At 64.8% G+C, this 1,741-nt stretch carries 3 protein-coding genes; all 3 read left to right on the top strand.

Annotated features, from left to right (window positions below):
* Positions 1-210, top strand: a 210-nt coding sequence (locus tag ACNFIA_RS31885; protein WP_416790988.1) for a hypothetical protein, incomplete at its 5' end; no start/stop codon positions are given.
* A 3-nt stretch (positions 211-213) separates the two neighbouring features.
* A complete protein-coding gene (locus ACNFIA_RS31880) occupies positions 214-840 on the top strand; it encodes a hypothetical protein (protein ID WP_416790987.1) in 627 nt (208 codons plus the stop codon).
* A gap of 1 nt (position 841) precedes the next feature.
* A complete protein-coding gene (locus tag ACNFIA_RS31875; protein WP_416790986.1) occupies positions 842-1,714 on the top strand; it encodes a hypothetical protein in 873 nt (290 codons plus the stop codon).
* Positions 1,715-1,741 lie beyond the last annotated feature (27 nt).

Genomic DNA, 1,741 nt, shown 5'->3' with positions numbered 1-1,741 from the left:
TATGCCCGCGTGAAGCCCGCAGAGCTGTACATCCAGCACTACCGAGGGCCGGCAGCGCCGGTCGACGGTGCGGAGGCGTACCAAGTCCGCCGAGCCGACCTGGACGAGCCCGCATCTATCTTCGGGCCGTTGCGCTACGGCTCCCTCAATCCCATCACCGGCGAGCACACCGCGCCCAGTGACGGAAACAGCATCTCGACCTGGATGTGACCTATGCAGCGCTTCGTAAATAACTTCTTTGCCCGGCTGACTGGTGGGCTGGCGGCCGGCGGTGCCGTGCTGCCGATCTCGACTGAGGCGGCCGCAAGGCTCCCGATGGACGCGGGAGACCACTATCTGCTGACTCTGGTCGGAACACTCGACCCCAGCCAGCAAACCGTCGTCGAGATCGTGAAGGCCATTCCGGGGGCTGGTGGGGCCATTGCGATCGAGCGGGCCCAGGAGTCGACCGGCGCTGCCGCCTGGCCGGCTGAGACGTGGGTTTTCTGCAGCATGACAGCGGGAACGCTCGGGGGCTTCATCGCCACGCTGGCCTCTCAATCGGCAGCCATCACGCAGCTGGGCGGGCGGATCGACCAGCAGCAGAGCGTCATCGACGATCAGGGCGCGCAGATTGATCAGCAGCAGAGCGTCATCAGTGAACACACCGCGCTGATCAATCAGCAACAGGTGGTGATCTCGGATCAGGCCGCACTTATCAGCCAGCAACAGCAAGCCATAAGCGATCTACAGGCGAGGGTTACAGCCCTTGAGGGCGGCAGCGCGCCGGACGGCGTCTTGATCGATGGCAACGGTAACTACCTGGTAGATGGCCAGGGCAACTATCTGAGTGGAGCATGACATGGCGAACGTCCAACATATCGTCACCGGGGCGGGCGCCCCAACCAGCGTGCCGCCTGCGGTGGGCGCGCATTACATCGACACCACCAACAAGAAGAGCTACGTCGCCACGGGGATCGCCTCAGCCTCCGACTGGGGGCAGCCGCTGCAGACTGGGTCGCTGCCTATCGTCACCGGCACGGCAGCGCCCAGCGCTGCGCCGCCCGCCGTTGGCGCGCACTTCGTGAACACCACGGCCAAGCGGACCTATATCGCCGTCGGCACCAGCTCCTCGGCCGACTGGTTGCCGCTGGTGACCGGCGCCGCCTCGGTGGTGGTAACCGGCACCGCGGCGCCGAGCACGGCCCCGCCGTCTGTCGGTGCCATGTTCGTGAACACCACCAACAAGGCGGTATACCTGGCCACGGGCATAGCTTCGGCGGCGGATTGGGGGGCTCCTGTGTTCACGGGAACCCCGCCTGCCGGCGGGGGCGGGAATGGCGTTGAATATGCGCTGGACAGCGACGGGTTAGCGCCTGGCAACACCACCTCGATCGTTTGGCCGGCAGGGCAGCGCGCCCTGCAGATCAGCACTGCCGGGGTCGGAACCACGTTCACCGTAACCATGAGGAGCATGGCGGCCGGCGATAACGTGCATGAGTTGCTGCTGCTGGTGAAAGGCGGGCCCACACAGAAGACGCTGAAAATCGTTCCGGGCGTGGACTTCAACACTTCCACCCACACGGTTTACGTCGTCCCTGAATCGGCTGGAACCCCGACTGATGCTGGCGACAACTCCTACACCTTCCAGATCGGCGACAGCGTCAGTGTGTTCCGCTTCGTTCGCTCCTACGACACCACGGTGATCATTCCGCAGCTTCAGCCAACCGAATAGCTCTCGTCCCACCGCGGCAGTTGGTGG

It is taken from the genome of Pseudomonas sp. NY15437, assembly GCF_048068435.1.
GTDB classification, from domain to species: domain Bacteria; phylum Pseudomonadota; class Gammaproteobacteria; order Pseudomonadales; family Pseudomonadaceae; genus Pseudomonas; species Pseudomonas nitroreducens_B.
Note: the sequence above shows the minus strand (reverse complement) of the source record. Positions and strands in the feature narration are given on the sequence as shown.